The sequence below is a fragment of the Arthrobacter sp. Ld5 genome (assembly GCF_051172775.1).
In the GTDB taxonomy this organism is placed as follows: Bacteria; Actinomycetota; Actinomycetes; order Actinomycetales; family Micrococcaceae; genus Arthrobacter_D.
In genome coordinates this window covers 72,505-93,542 of sequence record NZ_JBPKBO010000018.1, presented here as the reverse complement: position 1 = coordinate 93,542, position 21,038 = coordinate 72,505, and the positions used below count along the sequence as shown (strand labels likewise).

At 66.1% G+C, this 21,038-nt stretch carries 21 protein-coding genes; 13 read left to right on the top strand and 8 right to left on the bottom strand.

The window, feature by feature from the left end; translation table 11 throughout:
* Positions 1-9 precede the first annotated feature (9 nt).
* Both ACSGDB_RS09115 and ACSGDB_RS09110 read left to right on the top strand, forming a co-directional pair.
* On the top strand, positions 10-951 hold the full coding sequence (locus ACSGDB_RS09115; RefSeq protein WP_434994283.1) for a hypothetical protein: 942 nt from the start codon (positions 10-12) through the stop codon (positions 949-951).
* 44 nt (positions 952-995) lie between these two features.
* A complete protein-coding gene (locus tag ACSGDB_RS09110) occupies positions 996-1,460 on the top strand; it encodes a hypothetical protein (protein ID WP_434994282.1) in 465 nt (154 codons plus the stop codon).
* Between the two features lie 231 nt (positions 1,461-1,691).
* Here ACSGDB_RS09110 and ACSGDB_RS09105 read toward each other — a convergent pair whose 3' ends face one another.
* A complete protein-coding gene (locus ACSGDB_RS09105) occupies positions 1,692-2,309 on the bottom strand; it encodes a hypothetical protein (protein WP_434994281.1) in 618 nt (205 codons plus the stop codon).
* Positions 2,310-2,713: 404 nt separating this feature from the next.
* Between ACSGDB_RS09105 and ACSGDB_RS09100 the strand changes: the two genes are divergently transcribed.
* On the top strand, positions 2,714-2,878 hold the full coding sequence (locus tag ACSGDB_RS09100) for a hypothetical protein (RefSeq protein WP_434994280.1): 165 nt from the start codon (positions 2,714-2,716) through the stop codon (positions 2,876-2,878).
* Between the two features lie 384 nt (positions 2,879-3,262).
* On the opposite strand, the gene ACSGDB_RS09095 is transcribed toward ACSGDB_RS09100, so the two are convergent.
* Positions 3,263-5,032, bottom strand: a complete 1,770-nt coding sequence (locus ACSGDB_RS09095; RefSeq protein WP_434994278.1) for a hypothetical protein — start codon at positions 5,030-5,032, stop codon at positions 3,263-3,265.
* Positions 5,033-5,927: 895 nt separating this feature from the next.
* Between ACSGDB_RS09095 and ACSGDB_RS09090 the strand changes: the two genes are divergently transcribed.
* From ACSGDB_RS09090 to ACSGDB_RS09075, 4 genes are all read left to right on the top strand, one after another.
* Positions 5,928-6,428 (top strand): universal stress protein, encoded by a 501-nt coding sequence (locus tag ACSGDB_RS09090; protein WP_434994277.1) that lies wholly within the window; start codon positions 5,928-5,930, stop codon positions 6,426-6,428.
* Positions 6,429-6,479: 51 nt separating this feature from the next.
* A complete protein-coding gene (locus ACSGDB_RS09085) occupies positions 6,480-7,616 on the top strand; it encodes a lycopene cyclase family protein (RefSeq protein ID WP_434994276.1) in 1,137 nt (378 codons plus the stop codon).
* Positions 7,617-8,178: 562 nt separating this feature from the next.
* Entirely contained in the window at positions 8,179-9,678 is a 1,500-nt protein-coding gene (locus ACSGDB_RS09080; protein ID WP_434994274.1) for a DUF4389 domain-containing protein, read from the top strand.
* A gap of 47 nt (positions 9,679-9,725) precedes the next feature.
* A complete protein-coding gene (locus tag ACSGDB_RS09075; RefSeq protein ID WP_434994272.1) occupies positions 9,726-10,619 on the top strand; it encodes a hypothetical protein in 894 nt (297 codons plus the stop codon).
* A 1-nt stretch (position 10,620) separates the two neighbouring features.
* On the opposite strand, the gene ACSGDB_RS09070 is transcribed toward ACSGDB_RS09075, so the two are convergent.
* Together ACSGDB_RS09070 and ACSGDB_RS09065 are read right to left on the bottom strand one after the other, a co-directional pair.
* The gene (locus tag ACSGDB_RS09070; protein WP_434994270.1) at positions 10,621-11,484 is read right to left on the bottom strand and encodes a universal stress protein; all 864 of its coding nucleotides are present in this window, start codon (positions 11,482-11,484) and stop codon (positions 10,621-10,623) included.
* A complete protein-coding gene (locus tag ACSGDB_RS09065; protein WP_434994269.1) occupies positions 11,481-11,978 on the bottom strand; it encodes a universal stress protein in 498 nt (165 codons plus the stop codon). Before ACSGDB_RS09065 ends, ACSGDB_RS09070 begins: the two co-directional genes overlap by 4 nt.
* A 198-nt stretch (positions 11,979-12,176) precedes the next feature.
* Here ACSGDB_RS09065 and ACSGDB_RS09060 point away from each other — a divergent pair, with 198 nt between their 5' ends.
* Positions 12,177-12,860: a response regulator gene (locus ACSGDB_RS09060; RefSeq protein WP_434994268.1), complete on the top strand. Its 684-nt coding sequence runs from the start codon at positions 12,177-12,179 to the stop codon at positions 12,858-12,860.
* Here the strand turns inward: ACSGDB_RS09060 and ACSGDB_RS09055 are convergent.
* A complete protein-coding gene (locus ACSGDB_RS09055) occupies positions 12,814-14,490 on the bottom strand; it encodes a GAF domain-containing sensor histidine kinase (protein WP_434994267.1) in 1,677 nt (558 codons plus the stop codon). The two genes, ACSGDB_RS09060 and ACSGDB_RS09055, sit on opposite strands and share 47 nt — an antisense overlap.
* Positions 14,491-14,631: 141 nt before the next feature.
* On the opposite strand from ACSGDB_RS09055, the gene ACSGDB_RS09050 reads away from it, so the two are divergent.
* Positions 14,632-15,081, top strand: coding sequence for a pyridoxamine 5'-phosphate oxidase family protein (locus ACSGDB_RS09050; protein ID WP_434994266.1), 450 nt, complete (start codon positions 14,632-14,634; stop codon positions 15,079-15,081).
* Here ACSGDB_RS09050 and ACSGDB_RS09045 read toward each other — a convergent pair.
* Positions 15,011-15,934, bottom strand: coding sequence for a universal stress protein (locus tag ACSGDB_RS09045; protein ID WP_434994265.1), 924 nt, complete (start codon positions 15,932-15,934; stop codon positions 15,011-15,013). The genes ACSGDB_RS09050 and ACSGDB_RS09045 overlap by 71 nt on opposite strands.
* Before the next feature lie 243 nt (positions 15,935-16,177).
* On the opposite strand from ACSGDB_RS09045, the gene ACSGDB_RS09040 reads away from it, so the two are divergent.
* Positions 16,178-16,627 carry a pyridoxamine 5'-phosphate oxidase family protein gene (locus ACSGDB_RS09040; RefSeq protein ID WP_434994264.1) on the top strand — a complete coding sequence of 150 codons (450 nt, stop codon included), beginning with the start codon at positions 16,178-16,180 and terminating at the stop codon, positions 16,625-16,627.
* A gap of 421 nt (positions 16,628-17,048) precedes the next feature.
* Here ACSGDB_RS09040 and ACSGDB_RS09035 read toward each other — a convergent pair whose 3' ends face one another.
* Both ACSGDB_RS09035 and ACSGDB_RS09030 read right to left on the bottom strand, forming a co-directional pair.
* Positions 17,049-17,486: a hypothetical protein gene (locus tag ACSGDB_RS09035; protein WP_434994263.1), complete on the bottom strand. Its 438-nt coding sequence runs from the start codon at positions 17,484-17,486 to the stop codon at positions 17,049-17,051.
* Positions 17,483-17,764, bottom strand: a complete 282-nt coding sequence (locus ACSGDB_RS09030) for a hypothetical protein (protein WP_434994262.1) — start codon at positions 17,762-17,764, stop codon at positions 17,483-17,485. Before ACSGDB_RS09030 ends, ACSGDB_RS09035 begins: the two co-directional genes overlap by 4 nt.
* Positions 17,765-17,942: 178 nt before the next feature.
* On the opposite strand from ACSGDB_RS09030, the gene ACSGDB_RS09025 reads away from it, so the two are divergent.
* The 3 genes from ACSGDB_RS09025 to ACSGDB_RS09015 all read left to right on the top strand — a co-directional run bounded on the left by ACSGDB_RS09025 (position 17,943) and on the right by ACSGDB_RS09015 (position 20,986).
* Positions 17,943-18,212, top strand: a complete 270-nt coding sequence (locus tag ACSGDB_RS09025) for a hypothetical protein (RefSeq protein WP_434994261.1) — start codon at positions 17,943-17,945, stop codon at positions 18,210-18,212.
* 141 nt (positions 18,213-18,353) lie between these two features.
* Positions 18,354-18,995, top strand: coding sequence for an NADPH-dependent F420 reductase (locus ACSGDB_RS09020; protein WP_434994260.1), 642 nt, complete (start codon positions 18,354-18,356; stop codon positions 18,993-18,995).
* Positions 18,992-20,986 carry a heavy metal translocating P-type ATPase gene (locus ACSGDB_RS09015; protein WP_434994259.1) on the top strand — a complete coding sequence of 665 codons (1,995 nt, stop codon included), beginning with the start codon at positions 18,992-18,994 and terminating at the stop codon, positions 20,984-20,986. The genes ACSGDB_RS09020 and ACSGDB_RS09015 overlap by 4 nt, the downstream gene beginning before the upstream one ends.
* The last annotated feature ends 52 nt before the right edge of the window (positions 20,987-21,038 follow it).

Below are 21,038 nucleotides of genomic sequence, written 5' to 3'. Positions count from 1 at the left end.
GGACAATCCATGGCAACCATTCTCAATCCGACCGACGTGGTCTGCGAGATAGACCGACTGGTTGTCCGCGACGACGGCGAGGCCGTCGGGGGAGCCGAACCCTACCTCTGGTCGGTCTTCTTCAAGATCGATGGTGAGGACAGCCGGGCGTCGGCATCGATCGAGGTCGACAACACTGGCCTCCATCTTTCCCTCGACGGCGAACCGACCGTCCGCTCACCCGCGGGGAGCCACGGCAATCTGAACCTTGCCGGAGACGGAGTCGATGCTGGAGGCCTCTTCTCAGGCACCAAAACCGTCCCTGTCCCTCCAGCGGTAGGCCAGTACCGCACCACTTTGACGCCACTTCCAACAAGCATCACCATCCAGCCCGATTCGCTTGTTGCCGAGTTCATCGACGACGCCGCGGTGTCGCTCCAGGACATTCTCGACTCGCTCGGAGGAGGCTATGCCTGCCCCCCGAGCACGGGTGACTCCAGTCAGCTTCTCGCCGATTTAGCGATCGAGTTCGTTACCGGTACCGTCGGCGGGATTCCCGGTGTTTTCGGTGCCATCTACCTGCTCATGGAAGAAGACTTCACCGCCGACGACGTCGCCGAAGACGCGCGCCGGGCACTGCGCGACTCGTTCAGGGAAGAGATGACGGATACCGTCATGCCTTCGATCTCCCTGTCGCAGCAGGGACCAACTGAAGCAGTCATAGAGGAAATCGAAATCCGGATCCGGCAGGAGGTCACAGACGCCGTCGTCAACGGGATCAACTGGTGGTGGCTCTTGTTCGGAACGATCGGGCTCGGCGTCATCGCGGACCAGGACGACCCGCTGGGCGTCGCCCAGGTGCAGATGTCTCATCTGCAGATCGCACTCGGGGAGGACCTGGAGATCGGCGAGGACCTCCCCGACGAAGGCCACGGCGACTGGAGTCTACGGGGCAGGATCGGGCTCGACTAGACCGAATATCCCGACCAGCCCTATGCAGTGAGGACGTCACCGTCATGGCCAGCATCACCCTTACCTCCAACGGTGGTGACGATCGCCTCGTGATCTCCACGATCTGCACGCACCTCGCGGTTTTCCACGAAGCCGGGTACGAGTTCACCACGGAAAGGAAACGGCGCGTCACCTCCGTATGGTGGGATCCCTCGACATGGGGAAGTGGCTTCCGGTGGAGGAAAAGTAACTCCGCCGCCCAACCGACCATTCTTGAATACACCTTCATCCAGGGGCAGGACGTCAGGAGGGACCCCTCCGAGTTCTATGTGGCAAGTACGCAGCACACCGGATACTTCAAATCATCCTGCGTGTACTGGTTCGTCTCGACGTCCTCCTCGTCGGATCCTCGCAACCCGGCGCCGTCCAACTCCCCGAACGACCTCGGCAACGACGCGCGCAGCGTCAATGATGTCATCGTCCGATTCTCCTACAACGGCCAAGAGCGCAGCCTCCGAAACTCAAGTTGAACGCCTCGAAGACTCGAGCGACAAACCCCTGGTTGCACCGTCCACCGCCAGCAACCCGGAACGAGTAGGGGGCTGTGTAGATCTATAGAAACCGACGATAAGCGATGTTCTGTCGGGTCGACTCGCCGCAGGCTTCCTCGTCGTTGCCCGGTGACTGCACCACAGGGTTATGGCGCAGTCAGGGCTGGCTTCTGCAGGAACCCGTTGCGAAGCCAATTGTCGTGCGGGGAGTCAATCGTCCTGCTGTCTGAGGATGAAGGCGGACATGCCTGGGACGGTGAAAGCGACGTGTCCGTATGCGGGGGAGTAGATGATGCCCTTGTCGATCAGTTGCGCTCGAGCGGGGCCAAGGGCAGTGACTCTGACGCCGAGGCGCTCGGCAATCGTGCTGGTACTGGATCCGGCATCGCCATCGTCTGCCATCGCCCCAAGATAACCGCGTTCCCTGCGTGTCGCGCGTCCCCAGCGAGAGGAGAAGAAACCCGCGTCGAGTTGGCTCCGGCCGATGGACACTGCCACTTCGGCGTCTTCCTCGTTGAAGGGTGTGCTTGGAGCTGCGTCCCAGATCGCTTTGCCGAACTCCTGGATGAAGTAGGGGTATCGGCCGGAGGCATCAAGCAGGACGGTGAGCGCTTCCTGGGAGAACTCGGCGCCCATCTCTTTCGCCGGCCGCGTCAGGGCGTACTGCGCATCTGCGTCAGCGAGTGGGCCGATGGTGCGGTAGGTGAAGAGCCTTTCGGCATAAGTCCGGGCTTCACTGAGGGTGGTGGGGAGGTTGGGTAAGCCGGCACCGATGATGTAGAACGACCAACCGCGTTGGCCTGCGGTGCTGCTCGAGCGCTCCCGCACCAGCGGGTCCCACATCCCTCAGGAGGCGCAAGGAGAGCGGCAGCAAAGAAATACAGCATGGCAGAAAGGCAGAGGGGGCGGCTGCGCGCCAACACCGATCTGACGGCAGCCGCGGCCAACACCACCGGTCACAACGGCAACCATGATGCAGGAGAACGAGCCACAGAGGACGTGCCCGGCGAGGGGCGGCGTCAGACCCTAGATTCGGCGCCAATGACCATCGCCGATGGTAGAGGCAGCCGCGCCGTCAGTGTGACACTCCGTCCAACCCTCGAAAGTGCCGGATTCACCCAGGTGCAGAAGATTCCGACCGTCCACGCCTCTGACCGGGGTCTACTACAGCGACGATGCGGTCGGAAGACGGCGGATTCGATGAGCGGCCCCATGGCCGACATACTGGAATCATGAGACCCCTGTTGATCGTCCTTGCCCTGGTCGCACTCGTCCTGCTCGTCATCGGCATAGCCGTCGAGACCCTGAAGTTCCTGCTCTACGTGGGTCTCGTTGTCCTCGTCGCATCGGCAGCCCTCATCGCCGTGCAGCGCCTCCGCTCCAGCGCACGCCGCTAGGCGCTCTTCACGCTCTATGCCTGCCATCCGGCTGGCATAGCAGCTGTGGAAGCCGCCCCTCTCAGTCGGCTCTTACTCCGGTGCTTAAATCGCCGATAATCTACATTATGTCAAGTAAAGCCGAGCGGCCCCTCCTCCTCGGTGCCATTTGCTGTGTCCTGTTTCAACGCAGGTGGCGGAATTCTCGTCGGAAGTGGCGGAATCTGTACTTCGCATGCTTGTCTCAGGCTATGTGGCGGACCGCTGCCTTATCGCCCTCGTCTGACACTTTGGGCCCTGCGGGAATTGCCCGTATGAGAATATATGGCTGTCAAAACTGATGAAGACCATATAGTCGCCCACCCCACAGAAATAGTTCAGCGAACGCTCGAGCATTGGTGGTTGTCAGACCCAAACCCACCCCAGGCGGCGCCGAAGCCGCTTTCTTATCACTACCGGTTGGGCTTCGAGCATGTCCTGACCCATACCGATAGGCATCGCGCAGAAGAGGCCCGCAAGGCGAAGTAGAAGTGCAGATTGACTGGCAGAAAAGTTCATCTGGAATCCGTGGGCTGCAAGGTTTCGTAGGTTCATGCCAGGAGAAAGGAGAGTCACACGGAGTGCCCTAACCCAGTCGGGGTCTAGGTTTCGGTCAGAAAGTGGATCAATGTAAAAATCCAGTGCGGGGTACCGGCCCGGGGACTTGCCTTGCTGGGTTCGATAGAGGGGTTCATCGAGTGTGAGAAGCAGGCCGCGCGCAGCACTCTCGACGAGCGGAATTGACAGGCGAGCGGAATCAGAATATTTCGCATCCCAGTGCAACACCAGTGCATTCGCGAATTGTCCAGCAAGCGTCGAGTCAGCCGATAGCTTGTCCACCATCCAGTCGGCAATCTGGTCAGCCTTCGGTGGTGAGAAGCGATCACGAACATATTCCAGTTCAAGGTTGAGCAGTATCGAGGTCGTGCTCAGCATAATTGTCTCGGCCCGAACGATCTCATCATTCATAAAGTCGCCGTCCGTGCGCTCAGGAAGTCCGTGCGTTCCGAAAACCGTACGAGTGATGAAAGCTCTTATCGATCCCATAGCGGCGCGTTCTGCGCTCCTAACATTTGACTGATGGTCTCCGGAAGGAGAGGGGCCGGCGAGAAAAACCGACAGAGCATGGCCCCAGTGCCGTGCGCGACGGTATCTGCGAAGATATGCCCGGAAGACGTTCTTGGACATTGTCCCCTCGGTCCTCACGGTTTCCCAACCCATGGAGTCAGGGTCCACCGATTGCATGACCAACACTGCAGAGTCTTTCAAATCCTGTAGGCCGTATTTACTTGCCAAATCTGCCGCAGTCTGCGCGTGATGCATCTTCCGCATCCCGTGATCAGCGGAAGTGGCCAACGTTAGGTATTGCTCTACATGCCATCTCCTTGCGAACTCCAACTCGGCGACGTTGTCAGCTAGACGCGCGAGTGTCTTACCTATCTCGTCAATAAAGGTGCTCGATGATTCCCCTAGTGCCAAAAGCCTTGTGCGTACAGATTCTCGCTCATTGGGTTCAAACACTCCGCCACGCGGAGGCACCGATAGCGCAGCTAAGAGGGTCAGCGCCGGGCCGCCATCCGCCCGATTGGCGACAAAAGCTTCGCTTCGAAGGTGCATCTTCGCGCGCACAGTTAGTTCCTCTGCCATTCCCCTGGAACGCGCAATAGTGTTTGCCCTACCAAGCGCAAGGGCGACCTCCTGCGCAGGCAATTCAACAATCTCTGAGGCCTTCAAATACCAAGCAATTGTCGATGCTGCGTGTTCAGGTTTTCTCTGTAGCTTTCCGGTGAGGAGCATGTCGGCAATGTGAGCTTGGATCACTAGGGACCGGAGATGTGCAGCCACATTAGACCACAACTGCCAGGCACTTGCTGGCGTCTGCGACATAGGGCGAGTAGCTGTTAAGGAGAGGCCAGATTCAACGAGTTTGACGTCACCTGCGCTACCCAAATCCTCCTGCAGCTCATAAACAAAGAGAAAATCCATCTCTGCTTTCAGGTCTTCATCTAAAAGCTGGTACTCCTCGAGGGCAGCAAGGCGTTCCCAAGACCTCATAAGGTCGGGCGCGGAGTCCGCAACTCTGTCGAGCAGATCAGCCACGACTGGGACATGGGATGGATCGAATTCGTATGCCACAAACCCTCTTCTTACTCGCTATAGACCGGAAGTTTCGTCGCGTAAATTTGGACGTCACATCTCTGAACTAGAACTAGTCTTTCACGGCAGTCGCGAACTCCACGCAACATATCATCGCTGGATGGGGCACGTAGCGTCGAACCGACGCCTTCCCTGACCCCGAGAAGAAGTTGTAGTTCTCGTCAGCGTTCGGTGACAGCGCTGACCGGGTCGTACGGTTCACGTTGGTGGGGGAAGTTCTTGACATCCTGGCAAGGTGGACAGGGCAGCACGGGCGCGTCCGAGTTGGACCTCATGCCCTACAGCCTGGAGCGTAGTTCATGAACGAAGTCCTTGACGCCGGCCGAGCATATGAAGATCCCCAGTTGGGGGCGTCAGATCGAGCAAGATCCGAAGATGCCATGTCGAGTGAGACGAAAGCTACATGCTCGTCTCATCGAAGATGGCATTAGTCCTTGTCAGAGCTAGGTTGGAGTGCCACGTTGGTTGAGATCGGACATGCTGCAATTGCTGCCTGTCGCGTGGACCGTCGCCGACGGTGCGTCACGGGCCTGGCTCGCCCATCGGGTATGCCTAGAAGCCCCCACCTATGAACTCTTCCTCGGGCAGGATGAAGCATCCGGAGCCAGAAGCAATACGAATTGTGTTGGGTTCCATTCCCTCTGCAACGAGGTAGATCTCCGCGGTGTCTGGAGAGCGCAACTACAGCAGCCATTCTGAGGACCATTCACCTTTCGCGGCGATCCCGGCCGCGGACGAACGCCCCTTCCGGAAAGCACCCCGTCTGATCCTCTCCCAACAGGACGAAAGACCCTGTCGTGCTCGGCTACCGGTAGGCACGCTTCAGGCAGCAGCAGCACCACCCTGATCGCAGCGAATACCGAGGAGAGAATCCATGAGCACAGCAGCCGCGCCCCGCATCGTCGTCGGCGTCGACGGTTCGCCGCAGTCCGTCGAGGCGCTGCGGTACGCCCAGCGGTTGGCCCCCGTCTTCGATGCGACGATCCTTGCGGTCGCGGCGTGGGACTACCCCGCCGAATACCCGGGGTACGTTCCGCTCGGCACCAGTGAGTTCGCAGACGCCGCCAAGATCCATCTGGAGCACGCCGTCACCACGGCATTCGGGGGCACCGCGCCGGAGGGCCTCGAGACCAGGGTGGTCTTCGCGCACCCGGGCAAGGCCCTCGTCCAGGCCTCCCGCGACGCCGCCCTACTCATCGTGGGACGGCGGGGCCACGGAACGTTTCGCGGACTGCTCCTGGGCTCCGTCAGCACCAGCTGTGTCTCCCACGCCCACTGTCCGGTCCTCGTCGTCCACCAGGTGGCGAACGAGGACGGGTCGGAGGACGGGGCGGACAAGGACAAGGACAGGGCGGCTGAAGACGCAGGCACCTGAGGATCCCGTCGTCACTCCGCCGGCGTCGGTCGGTCAGGGGCGTGGTTCCCGGTGACGCGCGGGACCCCCGACTTCGACATCATCCTCGCCGGCGGCGGACTCGCCGGACGGAGCCTCGCCTATTACCTGAGCATCCACCCGGGTGTGGGCGATGTGCGGATCCTCCTGATCGACGACAGCAGCCGCTACCAGCACCGTTCCATCGTGTACTGGTACGACGGCGCTCTGCCGCTCCACCTGACCCCTTCGGCGAGCTACACGACACTCGCCGTCGATTCCGCGGCCGGCCTGCGGAGGTTGTCGCTCGATCGCCACACGCTGTCCTTGACGTCCTCACAGCGAATCTTCGACTGCCTGGACCAGGTGATCGATTCCGATCCGCGCATCACGCGACTCCACGCCCATGCCGCGCGCGTCCACGTCCAGAGGGGCCGGGTGGTGGTGACGCTGGCGGACGGACGAGTCGTCGATGGTTCGCACTGCTGCGACAGCACCGCACCCCCGTCCGGGGCGGCCCCTCCCCTGCTCATGACCGGTGAGATCCGCCGGGTGCGCACCGAACGCGAATCATTCGACCCGTCGGTCGCGACGTTCATGGATTTCAGGTCGAGCGACGATGGCCAACCCGGCCGCTTCCACTGTCTGCTCCCGGTCTCGCCGCGCGAGGCCCTCGTGGAGACGACGAGGATCACACGCGGCGACGCACCCCTCCCCCGCAGGCCCTTCGACGCCGTGGCCGCCCACTACCTGCGCAGTACCTGCGGCGTGACCGGCTTCTCGACGCTTGCCGTGGAACTGGGTGCCATCCCCCTCGGCCTGCATCGCCAGGCACCCCGGGGACGGCATCTGTATGTCGGTGCAGCGTCCGGGATCATCAAGGCCACCACCGGGTACGGCTTCACCCGCATCCTCCATCAGTCCCAGCTCGTCGCCTCAAGCTTCGCCGCGACGGGGTCGCCCCGCAGCCCGGAACCGCCGCGGCGGTTCCGCTTCTACGACAAGCCCGTCCTCCGCATGTGGCTGCACGATCCCGAAGCGGCCGTCCGGTTCATGCGGGCCGCGTTCGCATCCCTGGACGCGGATCTGATCCTGGACTTTCTCGACGAGCGCACCACCCCGCTGCAGGAGCGCGAGCTCCTGGGTTCCATGCCGGTGCGGATGCTCCTCCGGCCGCGTCTCTGGCTATGACTCCAGCACTCGTCCGCCCTCCCGCCGAATGACGCCGCGTCACGGCCGACCGCGTGATGCCGGGGCGACGCGATGGTGACGAAAGGCCCTAGATGACGGTCCGACCCCGAAGGACACTGGACGCACCCCTTTCGGGAGTGGTCGTCGTGCGACGCCGGCAGGAAGCGCACGGGAAGCATCAGCCGGTCGGCGAGCACTTCGCGAGCGAATGAAGGACAGATGAATGAGCCCGACCGAGCGCCCGACCGCCCCACCGACGCGCGCAACTCCCCCTATCCACCTCGATCCCTCCGCCGGAGCAGACGATATCCGGCCAGTCGGTCTCAGGCCCACAGGATCCGACCTCAAGCGTCTGATGGAGCGTCGGCGGGAAGCAGAGCGGAAGCTCGCCCTGCACATCCAGAAGTACCGGGAAACGCACCCTCTCCCCCCGAAGGAGTGACCCAGAATCTCGCGCTCGTGACGGTACGGGTTTCTCCTTCCTGATCCGGGCATCACCCGGAGGACGGCCGTCATGAGTTCGACTTCATCGAGTACCGCTACCCCACCCGCTCACACACCCATGCGGGCAGGTCCCCTGGTCATGGTCCTGCTCGGTGCTCTGCTCGTCTCGATAGCGGGGGGCCTCGCGTTCGGCGGTCTGCTCATCAGTGCGCTTGCAGGCGTCCAACGGGATGGACAATTCCTGAACACGTCCACGGAGCGCTTCGCGTACGACTCCTACGCGCTGACCACCCAGCCCCGGGACATCCAGCTGGATGCCGGGGACGGCGCACTCCCCGCAGGCATTGCAACGATCCAGCTGAAGGCCACGAGCATACCGAGCACGAACGCGGTATTCATCGGTGTCGCCAGACAGGCCGACGTCGACGCATACCTCTCGTCCGTACGGCACACCGAACTCACCGATGTGCGGACGGACCCCTTCCGCGCCGTGTACCGCGATGTCCCGGGTTCCTCCGTGCCGGCCCCTCCCACAGAACAGACGTTCTGGACGGCGTCGGCCTCGGGCACCGGGACCCAGGTGATCTCCGTGGATGTGCGCTCCGGGAGCTGGGCGGTGGTGGTGATGAACGCCGACGGCAGCCCGACCGGCGCGGTGGCGCTGCAGGCGGGCTTCCGGTCCAGCCTCTTCGCGCCCGTCGGCCTGACGCTGCTGACGGTTGCAGGCCTCCTCACGCTGGTTGGCATTCCCCTCATGCTGATCGGCGCGAACTTGCTCGGCAAGGGGCTCGACCCGTCGCTGACGGCCGACGTGGACCGGCGCGGGGGCTTGCCCGAGAATCCCCACCGTTCCTCGTCGGACGACCCGACACGCGACGTCCTGGCCTACCCGGCCCGGCTCACCGGCTACCTGCAGCCCCGGCTCTCACGGTGGTTGTGGCTGGTGAAGTGGTTCCTCGTCATTCCGCACCTCGTGGTGCTGTGGCTGCTGTGGACGGCGTGCTTCGTCAGCACGATCGCCGCGGGGTTCGTCATCCTGTTCACGGGGCGGTACCCGGCCGGCCTGTTCGCGTTCTCCGTGGGTGTCTTCCGCTGGACCTGGCGGGTGCAGTTCTACGCCGCGGCGTTTGGCACCGACCTATATCCGCCCTTCACCCTCGCCCGTGTACCCGATTATCCCGCCGACTTCGACGTCCCCTTCCCCGCACGGCTGCACCGCGGTCTCGTCCTCGTGAAGTGGTGGCTACTGGCCCTCCCGCATCTGATCATTGTGGCCGCCCTGACCGGTGCGTGGTCCACGAGCGTCGTCGTCCTGCCCGGCTCGGGGGACGTCATCAGGACCACCGCGCCGTCGTTGCTGGGCCTGCTGGCCTTCATCGCAGGGTTCGCCCTCTTGTTCACGGCACGCTATCCCAAACCGCTCTTCGCCCTGGTGGTGGGAATCCACCGCTGGACGTATCGCGTGGCGGCCTACGTGTTCCTCCTCCGGGATGAATACCCGCCGTTCCGCCTGGACCAGGGACCGGAGGACGCAGAGTTCCGTCCGCGCGACACCGCAGGGTGGGCTGCGGCAGGAAGACCGTTCCCGCCGGCCCCGCCCCGTCCGCCCGGTTCCTGACGTACGGCGACATCCCCCGACGATCCCCGCGGAAAGGCCTACCGACCATGGCATCCATCCACACCCACGAGATCATGGATCTCTCCATCCTGCAGCGCGGCACGGAAGGCACTGCAGCACTGGGCTGCAGCACTCCCGTGAGCGTGGAGATCCACGCGGCCCGCCGCGTACGGGTGACCTCTGTCCAGTTCACCCTCGTGCATTCGCTGGAACTCTCGCAGACGCGCGGAAACCAGATCGGCGGGACCTACCACCCGGCCGAACGGAGTTCGCGGGACATCGGGAGCACCACCGTCGGCACGGACATCACCCTGCGCGAGGGCGAGTCGTGCTTCGAGGTGAGCCAGCTGATGGTGCCCGCCGACGCGATCCCTACCCTGCACGGCAAGCTGGCGCAGTCCGGCTGGTCCGTGCGTGTGCGGGTGTCCTCCGACGGCAACGCGGACGTGGTGCGCTCCCACCCGCTGGTCGTGCAGTCGGACACGGCCGACGTCGAATCCGGGATGCACCCGGTGTCCGGGCGTCATGCCCGGAAGGAGCTGCAGATGTCGGAGGTATCGACGCAGTCCGTACACGCCGGGACGGAGGTGTCCGGCGTCGTGATGGTCGCGGATTCCAGGGCGCGCATGCTGAATGTCAGCATCGTGATGCAGGAGGAGGTGATGTATCGGGCCGACCAGCACGCCACCGAGGCGCATCGTCCTGAGAACGTCCTCGTCGAGGAGACCGTGATCGACCAGGTCCGGTTCCCGGCCCACGCGGCCAGGGGCTCGGCGGTCCCTTTCACCCTGACCGTCCGCGCCGTTCCTGCGCCCACGGTGACCTCGTCCGTCCTGCGGGTCCGCTGGTTCCTGCGGGCCGCACTCGAGATGCCGTTCCGACACGATCCGGAAGTGACGGCGCCGTTGGCCGCGAGCACCAGGATCCCTTCGCGGACCTGAACTACCGCACGACGACGACGTTGCCGTCCGCATGGTGCAGCACCGCGTGCACCGTGGATCCGAGCCGTACGCCCAGCGTATTGCGGCCCTTGGCTCCGAGGACCACACAGGCGGCTCGCCGTGCCTCCTCGACGATCGCGCCCGGAACGGAGCCGGCGAGCAGGAGGTCCGGCGTTGCCGTCAGGTCGGCGTGTTCGCCGAGCAGGGCGGCGGCCTGTTCCAGGACCGGGTCCTGTTCCCGCTCCCGTGTGGAGGGGTCGACCGCCCCGTGACGGTGCGGGGCGCCCACGTGCAGAAGACGGAGCGACTTGTGCAGGGTGCGGGCGAGCTCGGCCGCCACCATCACCGCCCTGTCGCTCTCGTCGGAACCGTCGACGGCGACCAGCACGGTGTCGTGCGTCGGTCGCGCATCACGCACGACCATGACGGGGCAGGACGCCGTGGAGACGAGATGGAGGCTCACCGATCCGATCATCAACCCGGAGAAGCCGCCGAGGCCCCGCGTTCCCGTGACGAGGAGGGAGGCCTCGTCCGAGAGCCTCGTGAGAACGCCGGTGGGCGCCCCCGTCACCATCCGGTCGTGCACCTCGAGGTCCGGCTCGGACCGCCGTGCCAACTCGAGTCCCTCGGCCAGGATCCGGTGCGCTTCGGCACGCAGCCCGCTGTCCTCGACGCCCGCCACCGGTCCCAGCCGATCGGTGAAGTACGGCCAGATGAAGGCGTGGACGACGACGAGCGGCAGCTCGGCCGCTCCGGCATAGCGGGAGGCCCACAGAACCGCTCTCTTTGATTCGGCGGATCCGTCGTAACCGACCATGACCGGCTTGCCGTTGCGGAACCCCGCGGTACCTCCGACGCCGATCATGCCGAGGCGGAGGCTGGTTGGGCCGTGGCGGATTCGCCGTCGGGTGGCTGAAGCGAGCCGTGCGCGATGAGCACCGGGCAGGCGGAACGCTCTGCGACCGCAGAACTCACGGATCCGAGGAGGAGACCCGCGAACCCGCCGTGGCCCCGGGAACCGACGACGATCATCGATGCCTTCCGGCTCTCCTCGATGAGCACCTGGGCCGTGGGTCCCTGCAGCACCCGCCGCTCCACCGGGCACGGGGGCTCGTCCCCGAAGGCCGCCGACAACGCGTGGTCGAGTGCCGTCTCGGCCAGTTCGTCGGGATTCCAGGAGATGGGGGCGAAGGTTCCGAAACCTATGGGGTACTGCCAGACCGTCAACGCCCTGATGACGTCACCGGCGAGCGGGACGAGACTGCCCGCGAGTTCCAGGGCGGCGATCGACTCCTCCGACCCGTCGACGCCGACCACGATCACGCGGGGCCTGCTGGGCGGGGTGGTCGTGTCCGTCATGGGTCATTCTCCTTCTGCCGGATGAACCTGCGCCCCCGCATCGTCTCCGTGTCGACCTGCGCGAGGTAGAGGCGGAAGACCCACCCGATCGGGGTCGTTATGCCCTTACGACGAGCACGATACCGGGTGATGATGGTGTTTGAATACAACGCACCCAGCACGACAGCAACGGGGTGCCGACGACGTCGGAGGCTGCAGATGGACTACCCGGTGACGGACGCGCATCCGGAAGAGGCCACGGTGTTCCTCCTCGACGATCACGAGCTGGTCCGACGCGGGCTGCGCGAGCTGCTGGAGAGCGAGGGCTTCTCCATCATCGGAGAATCCGGATCGGCCGAGGAGGCCGCCCGGAGGATTCCTGCCCTGTCCCCGGACATCTCGATCCTCGATGCGAGGCTGCCCGATGGCACGGGCATCGAAGTGTGCCGCGACGTGCGCTCCGTCGACCCCTCCCTGGCGTGCGTGATCCTCACGAGCTATGACGATGACCAGGCGCTCCGAGGGGCCGTGCTGGCCGGCGCCTCGGGATACATCCTGAAGGAGATCCTCGGATCGGATCTCGTCGACAAGGTCCGCAGGGCGGCCTCCGGTCAGTCGCTGTTCCCGGCCGGCATGGCGGAACGGATCATCGCCGGCCTCCAGGACGCCCCGGTCGAGGACCCGCGGCTGGCGGGCCTGACCACTCAGGAGAAGAAGGTCCTGGCGCTCATCGGAGCGGGGCTGACCAACCGGGAGATCGGCGCGGAACTGTTCCTGGCGGAGAAGACCGTCAAGAACTATGTCTCGTCGCTGCTGTCGAAATTGGGGTTCCAGCGCCGCACCCAGGCGGCAGTGTTCATCTCCCGCCCGGGCTCGCCCCCATCGGGGCCAGCGGGATCCTGAGGTGCACCTCGGTCCCCCCGTTCGGCTCACTCGTGATGGTGATCGTACCGTCGCACAGCTCGGCCCGGCGCTTCATGTTGCTCATGCCGCTGCTGCGGCCGGGGTTCTCGAACCCACGGCCGTCGTCGGCGATCCTCAACTCGAAGTGATCACCGATCGCCCGCAGCGTCACCGTGATGGTCTGCGCGTCGGCGTGGCGTAGCGCGTTCGACAGGCCCTCGAGCAGCACAGCCCTCACGTGGTCGGCGCGTTCATCATCCAGGGCTGCGTCGAGCGGGCCGGACAACTGGAGGACGGGCGCGAGGTCGTGGCCGTCGAAAGCATCTGCCACGAGGGAGAAAATGGTCGAAGTGAATGTCGGGGTGACCTGAGGCACCCTGCGCAGGGAGTAGATGGTGTCGCGCAGTTCCCGGATGGTCTCGTCCAACTCCGTCGTCACGGCGGAGATCCGGTTGAGGGCTTCCCCTTCCGGGGTGTATTTGCGCAGGCTCTGGACACTCAGTCCTGCCGCGAAGAGCCGCTGGATCACCAGGTCGTGCAGGTCACGCGCAATCCGGTCACGGTCGCCGAAGACCGCCTCCTGTTCCCGCTGGCGGTGCACCCTCAGCAGTTCCAGGGCCAGGGAGACATGCGAGGCGAAGGTCGTCATCATCTCGTGGTCGATATCGGAGAACGGCGAGCCGCCCGACGACCGGCCGACGACGAGGAACCGGCGGTCGCCGTCCCTCGGCAACCTGCTGCACAGCGCCGTCCCGATCATGCCCTCCGGAGCGTCGGGAAGCACCCGTGAGAGCTCGGCGGCGTCGAGGACGACGGGTGACAGCGTGCTCGGAAGTTTGTCGCGGAGCGAAGGATCAAGGCTCGACCGGTCGAGCAGGGTCTCGATCTCGACGCCGTCCACGGCCTCGCAGCCCACTCCCCGCCTGTCCCCGAAGTCCCGGAGCACGGCCGCGAAGATGCTTTGCGAGGCGTTCAGAGCATGCGTGGCGAGGATGTCCAGATCGTGGTGGGACTCGTCGTGCTGATTGAGCAGTTCCCTCACGGCGTTCAGCCCGCCCTCGAGCCACCGGGTTCTCCGGCTCGCCTCATCGAACAGACGGGAGTTCTCGATCGCGACACCGGCGGCCGAGGCGAGCGCTATGACGAGCCGTTCGTCGTCGGCGGAGAATTCGGCGCCGCCGTTCTTGTCGGTCAGGTACAAGTTGCCGAAGACTCGATCGTGGATGCGGATCGGGACGCCCAGGAAGGACCTCATCGGCGGATGCCCTTCGGGATAGCCGTGGGCGAGAGGGTGCTCGCGCAGATCAGGAAGGCGGAGCGAGTGCGGCTCGGAGATCAGCAGGCCGAGAATGCCGTGCCCCGTGGGGAACTGCCCGATCCGGCGGATCTCGTCGTCCTGTAGTCCTACGGTGGTGAAGTGACCGAGCGTGCGGTTCGGCCCGATGACCCCCACGGCTCCGTACCGTGCATCGACCAGTCGGCACGCGGCCGAGATGACGCGTTCGAGCACGGTGTCGAGGCCCAGGTCGTCCGCGATGGCCGCGAAGGCAGCAAGCAGGTCCTCCATCCCGGCCAGCGTCGGCGTTCGTGACGGCGCTCCGCTGGAGAGTTCTTCAGAATAGGTGACCACGCGCCGCACTCCGTACTGTCGACGTGATGTCCCGCCCCCGGGGAATCACGACACGTCCTTCACGACGAGACCGGAATGCCGACCCGGAAGAAGGGTCTGAGTGCCCTATCCGGTCCGTGGGTCGCTTCCTACTGTCGATCCATGGAAGCCGAGAATACACCTACGGAAATCCTCCCGGCGCACGAATGCTGGCAATTGCTCCGAAATGCTCCCTTCGGGCGCCTTGCCCTGTGCATTCAGGGCGTTCCGGGCATCTTTCCGGTCAATTTCGTCGTCGAACACGGCACGATCGTCTTCCGGACCTCGGAGGGGACGAAGTCCCGGTTCTCGGAGAAGGCCTCGGTCGCCCTTGAGGCGGACGGCTTCCTCGACGACGGCGCCCGGGTGTGGAGCGTCATCGTTCACGGACAGGCGGCGACCATCAGCCGCACGAGTGAACTCATGGACACCGTCACCTTGCCGCTGCATCCGTGGGAGATGGGCCGCAAGGACCGGTTCATGCGGCTCGTGCCGGAGACGATCACGGGACGGTCATTCGCTCCTCAGCGGGTGTCGGCCCATTCCCGGACGGCTCGAGCTCACGACGAGTGAGGACCAGCGTGGGGCAGGGTGGCTCCAGCAGCAGGGTATGCGTGACCGAGCCGAGGGACATCGCTGAACGTGCGCCGCTTCCGTGCCGACCGATCACCAGCAGGTCGGAGCCGGTTCCGTAGAGCTCGAGGGCCTCGACGGGCGTGTGCAGCTCATCGACGATCCAGCTCACGAGGAGGTCAGGGTACCGTGTACGCACGTCCAGGAGCATCGGCGAGGCACCGATCGCCATGCGCTGGGGCGAGGAACCCAGCGCGGTCACCACCGTGAGCGCCATGCCCGCCGCGTGGGCCTCCTCGGCCGCTCGCATGAGGGCGGCGTGCGACATGTCGGAGCCGTCCACTCCTACGACGACACCACCTCTGGCCTGGCCGGAGACCGTCCCGTAGCCGTACGACGGCGGCACGACCGCCACCGCCGTCGCGGAGTTCAAAGCCACCTGCAGCGCCACGGAGCCCTTGTACTCCCCCGTGGCGGGATCCTTGCGGTCGGCACCCACGACGATCATGGGCGCCGCGGTCGAAAGGCCCAACAGCGCCTCGACGACGTCGCCGCAGTGGAGGTAGGTGCTCACCCGCAGACCGGGATGCCGGTGTGCGACGCGCGACGCTTCACGACCGACCATGACGCGTCCGCCGATGACCTCGTCGCCGTACAGCCGGCCGGGCGGCATGAGGGACGGGTCGGCGATAGCGTGCAGCACCGTCAGCGGGGCGTCGAGGGCCGCCGCGCGGGCGGCCGCCCATTCCACAGCGGTCCGATCGGCCGCCGGATCGCGCATCGCGACGAGCATCGGTTCGGAGCGTTGCGCCGAGGGTGCTGTTGCTGTCGCCGCTGGAAGGACCGTGGTCATGGTGCATCCTATCCGTGCTGGAGCGCTGCCCCATGTTTCGGCGGTGGGGGAAAGCCCCGCAGCGTCGAGCGCGATGAGCGTGGGCACCATCCCACGATCACAGATTCCGGGGGCGCTGATCAGGGCCTTTGGGCCCTGATACGAGGGTCGAAGTGTTTGTAGCGTCGACGGGAGGCCCTCCGTCCCGTCACCACCGGGTACGACGCCGCGATCGGACCACCCCTACGGACGAAGGACGACACCGTGTCAACACCGCCACGTCAGGACAGCTATTGGGACATGCCCGGCGCCCTCCACGCGTCGGAGGCCCTCACCCCGTCACAGTGCTGGGCGCTGGCCACGACGCAGACGATCGGCCGTCTCGGTTTCTTCCACGAGGGGTTCCTGAACATCTTCCCGGTCAACTACTTCGTGCTGGACGAGCGCCTGTACTTCCGGACCCGGGCGGACGGCACGATCGCCAGCAGCTACCTCGAGCACGCCGGGTTCCAGGTCGACTTCACCGACCGGAACACCCAGAGTGGATGGACCGTCCTGGCCAACGGGCCGGCCACCCGCGTCGAGGACCCCGCTCTCCTGACCACCCTGTGGGGGAAGGTCTCCGAGGAGCCGTGGGCGCCCGGGTTGCGCGATCTCTTCTACGAGATGGCCCCCACCCGGATACGCGGTCGTCGCCTGTCGACCACGCATTAGCGCCGTCGGCCATGATGATCCGGATCAGTGGGTGGGACCCGTCCGCGTCCCACCCCGCCTCGTCGGCGATATCGGCGGTACAGGGCGGGAACGTCCTCGATCCAGGAGCCCTCCGTGAACGCGCGCGCGGGGCCGAACGGCCTCGGGGGCAGGTCCCTGTCTGCCTGGTCTGCGGCACGGATGACGCGCTCGTCTACTCCACCTTCTCCGAGCAGGTGATCCTCCCCAACGGACGGCGCCGCCATGCGCGGGCGACGTACTGCTGCGCCCGCTGCGGACGGAGCCGTCATCACGAGGTGCCGGCGAACTGGCGGCCGCCGGGATGGTTCTGGTGCACCTGAACGGTCCGTGACCGTCCACACATCGGCGCACCCCGCGCTCGCCGTTGAGCCCAGGGTGCGCCCGTCCATCGCCCCGCACCCTAGGGTGCGGGAGGTATGACCCCGAGGGGGAAGGGTGCTGGTGCGCAACCCTGGGCCGTGAGACGCGCCGTGATGGAATCGGGGCGCAGATCCGCCCGCACCGAGTCCCAGGCCTGTGCTTCACTCAGGTCGAGCACGACGTTCGTTCCCGGGGACAGGGTTGCCGCCCGCCTCACCACGAGGTCGAGGGCATGCAGGTTGACCGCAGACACGCACCCGTGGACGAGGATCTGCACCACGTGCGCCTCGGCGTCGGCGCTGACGAGGATCTTCAGCTTCCGGTTCGACGCCGATGGGTGCATCGCCATGGCGCGGCGACGCATCGTCTCCTCGGACTCGGCGCCGAGGCCGACCGGCCCTGCGGTGGCTCGGCGACGGCGGGCGGTCCTCGCGGACCCCTGGACCGCTCCGGCGGACTCGATCGTACGCCTCCTCACCGGTCCATCATTTCTGCGTGTTCGCTCCGGCGGGAATCGGCGTTCCCGTCGGCACGGAACCCTCCCAGGTCCTGTGCCCGACGGCGTGCCTTCAGGAAGAGCAGCTCCTCCCCCGAGAACCAGTACTCCCCGTGGGCGTCCGCGTGCAGGCTCTCGCCGACGGTAGCCTCCACACGGTTCACGAGGGTGCGCGGAAGAACCACGCATCCCGGATTCTCGAGGACCCACTGCTGGACGCCCGGATCGATCCTGGTCCAGATTGAACTGATGGTGGTCACGGTGCGAACCTCTCGGATCGGTGTCTCAACTGGCACGAACATCACACGCGAGAGGCCGAACGACTACTAGGGCCTAAAGTCCCACCCGGCGCTCTTCCCCGTGAATGCGCGCCGGCACGGCAGGTGAGAGGACCTTGGACCCTTTAATCGACCCGGGGCCGGGCCCCAGAGTGGGAGGATGGCGATTTCAGTCGACAACCATGTCGTGGCGGATGCCGCAGGCCGCGCGGCGGGTGATCCCGTTCACCTCGAGGACCTTCTGCGCCGCGCGGTGCGCCGCGCCGCCGAGTGCCCGGTCCTCGACATCACGGTGGCCGGCGGCGTCGTGATGCTCTCCGGCATGGCACTGCGCCGCGAGGACAAGTCACGCGCGGGTTTCGCGTGCTGGTGCGACCCGACCGTCCGTGCCGTCTACAACAACCTGACCATCTCCTCCGGCCCTGCGTGAGCGCCCCGGGCGACGCCGGACACGCCGGCCGTTCGGGGCCTAAGGCCCCTGCACCCCTCCAGAGGCGCGGCCTAGGCTGACGCATGCTGCATCGCTGGATCCTGCCGCACTACCGTGCGGCCTGTCGGAAGGGCAGAGGACATGAGCACAGTGACGATCATCGGAAGCGGAAGGATGGCCAGGGGTATCTCCATGCGCATGCTTCAGGCGCGATCCCAGGTCAGGATCTTCGGGCGTGACGGCGAGCAGACCCGTGCCCTGGTGGAAGAGCTGGGACCCGGCGCCCAGGGCGGCTATCCGGGCGAGCCGGTGGACGGCCACGTGGTGGTGCTCGCCATCCCCTATGCCGAGATACGGGAGCTGGTCCTCGAGTACGGGTCCGGCCTCGACGGCAAGATCGTCGTGGATATCAGCAACCCGGTCGATGTCTCCGACTTCGACCGTCTCCTCACGCCGGCGGGGACGTCGTCGGCAGAGCAGACCGCAGAGCTGCTGGGCGGCCGGGCCGATGTGGTCAAGGCCTTCAACACCGTGTTCGCCGCCACCCTCCAGGAGGGCAAGGTGGCCGGTCAGCCGCTGGACGTCTTCCTCGCCGGCGACTCCGAGGACGCCAAGGCCGTGGTCAGCAGGCTCGTGGCAGGTTCGGGTCTTCGCCCGGTCGACGCGGGACCGCTGCGCCGCTCGCGTGAACTCGAGGCGATGATGCTGCTGGTCATGGGGCTGCAGGTCGGTGACGCCCACCCTCACTTCAACTGGGACACGGCGCTGAAGATCCTCCCGTGACCTCTCCCGCCCTTCCACGGCCACCCCACGCGGGTGGTCGACGGGACGGTCCGTCCGCGGTCCCGCGGCCGCCGCCGAGGACCTCGCTCCCGAAACTGCCCTGGCTGGTCGTCCTCACGTGCGTCGTCATCGTGGTCACCGTGCTCCTCGATGCGGCGGGCAACAGCGCGGCCGCGCAGATCGCGGCGACGTCCTACTCCCTGGCAGTGGCCGGTATGCAGGCCTACGGCATGCTCCGGGACATCCGGAAGGGACACTGGGGCGTCGATCTCCTGGCGCTGATGGCCATCCTCGCGACGGCCGCCACCGGCGAGTACTACGCGAGCATCGTCGTCGTGCTGATGATCGCCAGCGGCCAGGCGCTGGACGAGTACGCGTCCACACGCGCGCGGACCCAGCTCCGTGCGCTGCTCGAGCGGGCACCCCGGTCGGCTCACCGGATCGCGGCAGACGGCCGGGGGCAGGGAACGGACGAGGGCGGGACCGGGGGCGGCGCGATCGAGGACGTCCCGATCGACGACCTCCACGTGGGCGACCTCGTGCTGGTGAGGCCCTCGGAGGTCGTGCCCGCCGACGGGACGCTGACCACGGATTCCGCGACCCTCGACGAGTCCATGATCACGGGTGAGAGTCTGCCCGTCGACTACGAGCGTGGCGCGCACATCCTCAGCGGATCGCTGAACGGGGCGGAGGCCCTGACCCTGCGGACGACGGCGACTCCCGCGGAATCGCAATACAGCCAGATCGTCGCCCTCGTCGCGGAGGCGTCGGCCAGCCGGTCCCCGACGGTCAGGCTCGCCGACCGCTTCGCGGTTCCCTTCACCGCCTTCGCCCTGGCCCTCGCCGCGCTCTCCTGGTTTTTGAGCTCGGACCCGACACGGGCTGCCGCGGTGCTGGTCGCCGCCACACCCTGCCCCCTGCTGATCGCCGCCCCTGTGGCCTTCGTCGGGGGGATCAGCAGGGCCGCCCGCGCCGGCATCATCATCAGGAGCACCCAGGCGTTGGAGCAGCTGGCGCGGGCCCGGAGCGTCGCCTTCGACAAGACCGGCACCCTGACCTCCGGCACGCCGGTGGTCGGCGCGGTCGTCCTCGCCCCGACGGCAGCGCCGCTCACCGAGGAGGAGGTCCTCGCCCTGACCGCCTCCGCGGAACAGTACTCCTCCCACGTCCTCGCCGCGGCCATCACCGCTGAGGCCGCGCGGCGCGGCCTGGCACTCCGTCCGGCGAGCAGGGCACAGGAGTTCGCCACGGACGGCGTGCGCGCGGACGTCGCCGGGACCACCGTCGCCGTCGGCAAGCGCCGTTTCGTGGAAGGCCTCGTCGGGCGCGTCCCGGACCCTCCCCTGTCGGCGGGCGAGACCGCCGTCTACGTGGGCATCGGCGAGCGCTTCGCCGGGGTCATCGTGCTGCGGGACGCCCTGCGCAGCGCCGCGCCGGCCACGGTCCGCTCGCTCGTCGCCCTCGGCGTGCGGGAGGTGCTCATGCTCACGGGCGACGTCGAAGCCACCGCACGCCACATCGCACGGGAAGCGGGTCTCACGACGATCCACCACGATTGCCTGCCGGCGGACAAGGTGGAGATCGTCAGGCACCTCTCCGAGCGCCCCGTCGTCATGGTGGGCGACGGCGTCAACGACGCCCCGGTCCTCGCCGCCGCGGATGTAGGCATCGCCATGGGGGCGAGGGGATCGACGGCGGCCAGCGAATCGGCGGAGGTGGTCATCACGGTCGACGACCTCGCGAAGGTCACGGAAGCCGTGCTCATCGGGAGGCGGACGCTGCGCATAGCGTTGCAGAGCATCTGGATCGGTATCGGGCTGAGTCTCGTACTGATGATCGGCGCGGCGCTGGGGTTCGTCCCCCCGCTGGCCGGCGCGTTCGGACAGGAGGCCATCGATCTGCTGACGATCCTCTACGCCCTGCGCGCGGCGGGTGCCCCGCGGTCGGGCGTCCGCGCCCCCATCGACGTCGGGCAGTCCGCACGCACGTAGCCGCACCGGCACCGCAGTCACATTACTTCTTGTTGACCGAAGCACCCGACGG